At 62.6% G+C, this 6,303-nt stretch carries 7 protein-coding genes and 1 pseudogene; 6 read left to right on the forward strand and 2 right to left on the reverse strand.

The window, feature by feature from the left end; translation table 11 throughout:
* Positions 1 to 230: pseudogene (locus tag ENZ75_RS17120) on the forward strand (HslU--HslV peptidase proteolytic subunit); the annotation flags it as partial.
* Entirely contained in the window at positions 220 to 735 is a 516-nt protein-coding gene (locus ENZ75_RS17125) for a GNAT family N-acetyltransferase (RefSeq protein WP_024502003.1), read from the forward strand. The pseudogene ENZ75_RS17120 and the gene ENZ75_RS17125, both read left to right, overlap by 11 nt.
* Here ENZ75_RS17125 and ENZ75_RS34615 read toward each other — a convergent pair.
* The gene (locus ENZ75_RS34615) at positions 639 to 1,055 is read right to left on the reverse strand and encodes a hypothetical protein (RefSeq protein ID WP_206617049.1); all 417 of its coding nucleotides are present in this window, start codon (positions 1,053 to 1,055) and stop codon (positions 639 to 641) included. The genes ENZ75_RS17125 and ENZ75_RS34615 overlap by 97 nt on opposite strands.
* Before the next feature lie 39 nt (positions 1,056 to 1,094).
* Between ENZ75_RS34615 and ENZ75_RS17130 the strand changes: the two genes are divergently transcribed.
* The 4 genes from ENZ75_RS17130 to ENZ75_RS17145 all read left to right on the forward strand — a co-directional run bounded on the left by ENZ75_RS17130 (position 1,095) and on the right by ENZ75_RS17145 (position 5,059).
* Positions 1,095 to 1,901, forward strand: a complete 807-nt coding sequence (locus tag ENZ75_RS17130; RefSeq protein WP_206617050.1) for a hypothetical protein — start codon at positions 1,095 to 1,097, stop codon at positions 1,899 to 1,901.
* Between the two features lie 106 nt (positions 1,902 to 2,007).
* Positions 2,008 to 2,553, forward strand: a complete 546-nt coding sequence (locus ENZ75_RS17135; RefSeq protein ID WP_224618702.1) for a DUF2585 domain-containing protein — start codon at positions 2,008 to 2,010, stop codon at positions 2,551 to 2,553.
* 4 nt (positions 2,554 to 2,557) lie between these two features.
* Positions 2,558 to 3,868 carry an ATP-dependent protease ATPase subunit HslU gene (gene hslU, locus ENZ75_RS17140; RefSeq protein ID WP_013528355.1) on the forward strand — a complete coding sequence of 437 codons (1,311 nt, stop codon included), beginning with the start codon at positions 2,558 to 2,560 and terminating at the stop codon, positions 3,866 to 3,868.
* A gap of 231 nt (positions 3,869 to 4,099) precedes the next feature.
* Positions 4,100 to 5,059, forward strand: a complete 960-nt coding sequence (locus tag ENZ75_RS17145; protein WP_063170435.1) for a DUF1402 family protein — start codon at positions 4,100 to 4,102, stop codon at positions 5,057 to 5,059.
* Positions 5,060 to 5,178: 119 nt separating this feature from the next.
* On the opposite strand, the gene ENZ75_RS17150 is transcribed toward ENZ75_RS17145, so the two are convergent.
* Positions 5,179 to 6,303, reverse strand: a 1,125-nt coding sequence (locus tag ENZ75_RS17150) for an FAD-dependent oxidoreductase (RefSeq protein WP_127313094.1), incomplete at its 5' end; no start/stop codon positions are given.

Consider the following 6,303-nt stretch of genomic DNA (forward strand, 5'->3'; position numbering starts at 1 on the left):
CAGACAAGTCAGTCTCGCTGGCGCTGACCGGCACCGGCGACGTGCTCGAACCCGAATTCGGCGTCATGGCCATCGGTTCGGGCGGCAATTACGCGCTGGCCGCGGCCCGCGCGCTGATGGACAGCGACAAGGATGCCGAGGAGATCGCCCGCAAGGCGATGCAGATCGCATCCGACATCTGCGTCTACACCAACAACAATTTCGTCGTCGAAACGCTCGATGCCGCCTGAAGAGGTGGTGACCTATGATTTTCGGCCGGTGACGGAGAAAGACCTGCCGATGATCGCCGGCTGGCTTGCCCAGCCGCATGTTGCAGAGTGGTGGGACGATCCGGAGACGGAAATCGCCGGGATTAGCGATCATATCGACTCGATTTCCGTCGAGCCGCTGATCGTCGAGCTCGACGGCAAGCCGATCGCCTATCTGCAGAGCTACGACCCGCATCTGGAAGACGACCACCCCTACGCCGACCAGCCGTTCGGCACGCTCGGCATCGACGTGTCGATCGGCGTGCCGGAGCTGGTCGGGCGTGGCCATGGCTCGGCGATCGTGCGCCAATTCGTCGAACAGCTTTTCGAGGAAGGTGTTCCGCGCGTCATCATCGACCCGGATCCCGCCAATGTCAGGGCGATCCGCGCCTACGAAAAGGCCGGCTTTGTTGCCTTTGACACCAGAACATCGGAGTACGGGCCAGCCCTGATGATGGCGCGCGACGCGACGCAGGAGCCCAATTGATCAGCGCCGAAACCCTCGACAAGGCAGTCGCGAAAGGTTTGATCTCGCAGACCTTGCGCGATCAGTTGGAGGCCATGGAACGCGCGGTCGCTCTCGCCCCCGAGGCCAGGCGCGCCGATGATGAGAGTGACGAGGGTGACGAGGAAAACCTGCGGCTGGTCGGCGGCGGCAACGATCTGTTCGTCACCGTGGGAACCGTTCTGCTCAGCGCCGGCTTCTTCTTTGTCCTCACCACCTTGCTTCCAGGCCAGACATTCTGGATCGCCGGCATCTTCGCGGTTTTCGCCTGGGGGCTCGCCGAAATCGTCACGCGTCAGCACCGGATGAAGCTATCGTCGTCCGTGCTTGCCCTGATTTTCATGGCCGCCATTCTGGCCGCTCTGGCGCTGCAAGTGGAGGCCAGCTTCGGCATACGCAAGCCGGAAACCATCTGGCAGCTATTGGCGTTGCGCCAGACGGCGTCCCGGGCCGGATATCTGTTCCTGGGCGGAGGAATAATCGCGGCGGCGATCTATTTCTGGCGCTTTCGCGTCCCCATCATTGCCGGGACTATCGCCATCGCCTTCACACTGCTTGCCTTCCTGCAAACGGCGATAATCCTGTATGACAGTGTGACAACCGGCGCGATTGCGCCGCCGCGCCTCGAGGACGTTCCCGAATTGCTTCGCGCGGCCCTTTACATGCCGCTGATCTGCGGCCTGATCGTGTTCGCAACGGGTGTCGCTTTTGACATTTACGACAGGGATCGACGCAAGATCTGGTCCGATTGCGCTTTCTGGCTGCATGTCGTCTCGGCGCCGATGCTGGTGCATCCGCTCTTTATCATGGCAACCGGCCAAAACGTCGTATTCGGACATATCGCGCCGGATGCCAATGCAACCATCATGCTGACGATTCTGATCCTTGGCTTCCTCTATGTCGCGCTGGCCATAGACCGCCGTTCGCTTCTGGTTCCTACATTGGCTTACTTCGGCTCGCTGGGCATCTATTATCTGGTGAATTCCGCCTCCGATTCGACGGGCATCCCGCCTTTTGCCTTGATCCTGGTCGTTGTTGGCGCGCTGATTATTCTGTTCGGGGCCGGCTGGCAGCGTATCCGGCGGATTGTGGTCAACCTCACCTTGCCGGCGGCCGTGATCCGCCGGCTGCCGCCGCTGAAGGCGTGACAGGGCTTTGTGATGGTCGAGACGGCGACGCGAAACGAGGGGGAATGAATCGATGACGACACCGGCCACGGAAAACAGCTATTCGGCCTACGAAGACAGCTGGCGGATGGGGCTTCTGCTGGTGCTTGCCCTGGTCATCTTCCAGGCCGGGGCGCTCTACGGCATGGGGCGGACGCCGATCTGCACCTGCGGCTACGTCAAGCTCTGGCATGGCGTGGTGAACAGTTCGGAGAATTCCCAGCACATTTCGGACTGGTACACCTTCTCACACATCATCCACGGCTTCCTGTTCTATGCGCTGGCGCGGTTCCTGTTCCCGCGTTCGCCGATCGGCCTGAGGCTGGCGTTCGCCGTCTTCATCGAGGGCGGCTGGGAGCTGCTGGAAAACAGCCCGTTCATCATCGACCGCTACCGCGCCGGCACCATTTCGCTCGATTACTATGGCGACAGCATCATCAATTCGGTGTCGGACACACTGGCCATGGTGCTGGGATTTGTGATGGCGCGAAGGCTACCTATATGGGTGATCGTCAGCCTCGCCATCATCTTCGAACTCGGCACCGGCTACCTCATCCGGGACAATCTGACACTCAACGTGATCATGCTGCTGCATCCGTTCGAGGCCATCAAGCAGTGGCAAAGTGGAATTTAGTGATATGAGCACATTTTCTCCCCGCGAAATCGTTTCGGAACTCGACCGCTTCATCATCGGCCAGAAGGACGCCAAGCGCGCCGTGGCCATTGCCTTGCGCAACCGCTGGCGCCGCCAGCAGCTGGAAGGCCAGATGCGCGAAGAGGTGATGCCCAAGAACATCCTGATGATCGGGCCGACCGGCGTCGGCAAGACGGAAATCTCGCGCCGCCTGGCGCGGCTGGCCGGTGCGCCCTTCGTCAAGGTCGAGGCGACCAAGTTCACCGAAGTCGGCTATGTCGGCCGCGATGTCGAGCAGATCATCCGCGACCTGGTCGAGATCGCCATCGGCCTGGTGCGCGAGAAGATGCGTGAGGACGTCAAGGCGCGCGCCCACGTCAACGCCGAGGAACGTGTGCTGGAAGCACTGGTCGGCAAGACGGCGAGCCCGGCCACCCGCGACAGTTTCCGCAAGAAGCTGCGCGACGGCGAGCTCGACGACAAGGAAATCGAGGTCGAGGTTGCCGACACCGGCAGCGGCGGCATGCCCGGATTTGAAATCCCCGGCATGCCGGGCGCCAATATCGGCGTGCTGAACATCAACGACATGCTGTCGAAGGCGATGGGCGGCAAGAAAACCAAGATGCGCAAGACGACGGTGAAGGAGTCCTACGACCTGCTGGTCAATGACGAGTCCGACAAGCTGCTCGATCAGGACGAGGTGGTGCGCCGGGCGCTCGATGCCGCGGAAAACGACGGCATCGTCTTCCTCGACGAGATCGACAAGATCGCGGCGAGATCGGACATTTCCGGCGGGCCCTCGCGCGAAGGCGTGCAGCGCGACCTGCTGCCGCTGGTCGAAGGCACCACGGTGGCGACCAAATACGGACCGTTGAAGACGGATCACATCCTGTTCATCGCCTCCGGCGCCTTCCACGTCTCGAAGCCGTCCGACCTGTTGCCGGAATTGCAGGGCCGCCTGCCGATCCGCGTCGAACTGCGGGCGCTGGAGAAGGACGATTTCGTGCGCATCCTGACCGAGACCGAGGCCAGCCTGATCAAGCAGTATATCGCGCTGATGAAGACCGAGGGCGTCGAGTTGACCTTCACCGACGACGCCATCGATTCGCTCGCCGGCATCGCCGTCGATCTCAACGCCAGCGTCGAGAACATAGGCGCCAGGCGCCTGCAGACGGTGATGGAGCGGGTGCTGGACGAAATCTCCTACGATGCGCCCGACCGCAACGGAACGAGCGTCACTATCGACGCCGCCTATGTCGAAAAGCATGTCGGCGATCTGTCCAGGAATACCGACCTGTCGCGGTTCATCCTTTAAACGACGGCGCCGAAACGTTCCGGCGCCGGTCCAGGCAACATTTTCCGGCAAGCAAAATCATGTGTGGCCAGATGGTACCATCTGGCCACCTTTCGTCCTGCCGGGTGAAGGGGCGCTCTCGACTCGACCAAGAGCTTTACCTAGTTTGCGCGGCAATTCTCGATCTCTAGGTTGACGCAATTCCGGAAAACCGTTTCACACTTTTCCTGGAATTGCTTGGGCGGCGGGTGCATGAAAAAACTGATCCTGGTCATTCTCGGCTTGACGCTGGCGGCGACGCTGTTCGCCGCCGAGGCAGCGACATTGGTGCCGCCGGGAAATCGCAATGCCGTGCAGCCCGACATTCCCGGCGCCTCCAGCCGGCGCACGCAGGCGACCAACACCAGCTTCCAGGCGAAGTACCGCAAGGTCTATGCCCTGCTGCAGAACGACGCCGATCTGCGCGCCAAGATCAGGAAGGCGGCGGCCGCCTACGGCATCGATCCCCTGCACATTGTCGGCGCCATCGTCGGCGAGCACACCTACAATGTCGATGCTTATGACCGGCTGCAGACCTACTATGTCAAGGCGATCTCCTATCTCTCCAGCAAGCTGTCCTTCGCCTATGACGGCGAGGACATCACCGACTTCGTGCAGCGGCCGGAATTCAAGAAATGCGCGGGGATGTCCGACAGCTACGATCTGTGGGAATGCCGCGAACAGGTGTGGAACCGTTCGTTTCGCGGCAAGTCGGTCGGCGGGACCAGCTTTCCCGACGACCGCTTCGGCGCCACCTTCTTCCAGCCTTATTATGCCGGCCAGACCTTCGGCCTCGGCCAGCTCAATCCGCTGACCGCCCTGCAGATGAGCGATCTGGTGCACAAGGTTTCGGGCCTGCCCAAGCTCGACGTCGGCGATCCCAATTCGGTCTACAAGACCATCATGGATCCCGACCTGACGCTGCCCTACGTCGCCGCGACGATCAGGAAATCGATCGATGCCTATAAAAGCATTGCCGGCTTCGACATTTCGGGCAATCCCGGGCTGACCGCCACGCTCTACAATGTCGGCAATCCGGAGCAGCGCGCTTATGCGTTGAAGGCGGAGAACGACAGGCGCCGCGCCGCCGGTGAGCCCGAAAAGCTGCCGGAAGAGAATTATTATGGTTGGCTGGTGAACGACAAACTGCCGGAGCTGAAGGCGCTGTTTTAGGGCTGGGGTTCAGAGCCTTTACCTGCCCCTTGTAGGGCAGGTCGGACCGAAGGTCAGGGGCGGTGCCGCACTCCCATCCCGCAGCTGCGCAGCGGCCCCCAAAAAGGGGGAGCGTAGGCTCAGGCGGCCAACAACGACTTCAGCTTCACATCCGGTGATCCCAGCGCTTCCGGCGCCGGCTTGGCCCGCTTGGCGATCAGCATTTCGGCCAGCCTGATGTCGCGGGCGACCGCGTTGCCGGGGCCGATGCCGCTGGCCGCGACCAGCCTGCCGTCTTCAGCCAGATGGAAGAGGATGAAGGCGCCGTCGCCGAGATCGCGGCGCACGGTGTTTTTGCCCTCGTCGGAGAGCCCGGCGATCTGCAGCGACAGACCATATTGATCCGACCAGAACCACGGCACCGCCGCATGCGCCTCGCCGGCGCCGAGCATGTTCCTGGCCGCCAGCGCGCCCTGTTCCTGGGCGTTGCGCCAGGCTTCCAGCCGCACCCGGCGGCCGCCATAGACGGCGAGCGGAAACGAGCAGCAATCGCCGGCGGCAAAGATGTCGGGATCGCAGCTGCGCAGCTCGGCATCGACTGCAATTCCATTGTCGATCGTCAGCCCCGCTTCGGCCGCAAGCCCGGCCACCGGCACGGCGCCGATGCCGATGATCGCGAGGTCGGCGACGATTTCCCGGCCGCCGGCAAGTGTGGTGCGCACCTCGTTGCCATCGTCGGCGATGGACGCGATGCCGTCGCCGCACAGGATGTCGACGCCCTCGGCGACATGCGCCTCATGGATGATTTCCGCGATCTCCGCCGGCACGCCGCGAATCAGGATGCGAGGCTGCGCCTCGATGACGGTGACCGCGGCACCGAGCTTGCGGGCCGCGGCGGCGAGTTCGAGGCCGATAAAGCCGCCGCCGATGATGGCGATACGGTTGCCGAGGGTGAGATGCGCGCGAATGGCGAGCGCATCAGCGAAGGTTCTGAGATAGACGCAGCGCGGACCCAGGCCCGGCATCGGCAGCTTGCGCGGCGTCGAACCGGTTGCCAGCAGGAGCTTGTCGTAAGGCAGGACCGATCCGTCCGACAGGCGCACAGTATGCGCCGCGCGGTCGATCGCGACGGCCTGGACGGAATGGATATGCCGGATCGACTTCTCGGCCAGAATTGCGTCGCTGGCGATCGCCTTGATCCCGGGCGCATCGCTGGCCATCGCCTCCTTGGACAGAGGCGGGCGCTCATAGGGCAGATGCGGCTC

The organism is Mesorhizobium sp. M7A.F.Ca.CA.002.04.1.1, assembly GCF_004022805.1.
Taxonomy (GTDB): domain Bacteria; phylum Pseudomonadota; class Alphaproteobacteria; order Rhizobiales; family Rhizobiaceae; genus Mesorhizobium; species Mesorhizobium ciceri.

Bases quoted from the DNA above. Each gene is read 5' to 3' on its own strand.
- ENZ75_RS17145 (WP_063170435.1), top strand. From the start codon at position 4,100: ATGAAAAAACTGATCCTGGTCATTCTCGGCTTGACGCTGGCGGCGACG.
- hslU (WP_013528355.1), top strand. From the start codon at position 2,558: ATGAGCACATTTTCTCCCCGCGAAATCGTTTCGGAACTCGACCGCTTC.
- ENZ75_RS17135 (WP_224618702.1), top strand. From the start codon at position 2,008: ATGGGGCTTCTGCTGGTGCTTGCCCTGGTCATCTTCCAGGCCGGGGCG.
- ENZ75_RS17130 (WP_206617050.1), top strand. From the start codon at position 1,095: ATGGCCGCCATTCTGGCCGCTCTGGCGCTGCAAGTGGAGGCCAGCTTC.
- ENZ75_RS17125 (WP_024502003.1), top strand. From the start codon at position 220: ATGCCGCCTGAAGAGGTGGTGACCTATGATTTTCGGCCGGTGACGGAG.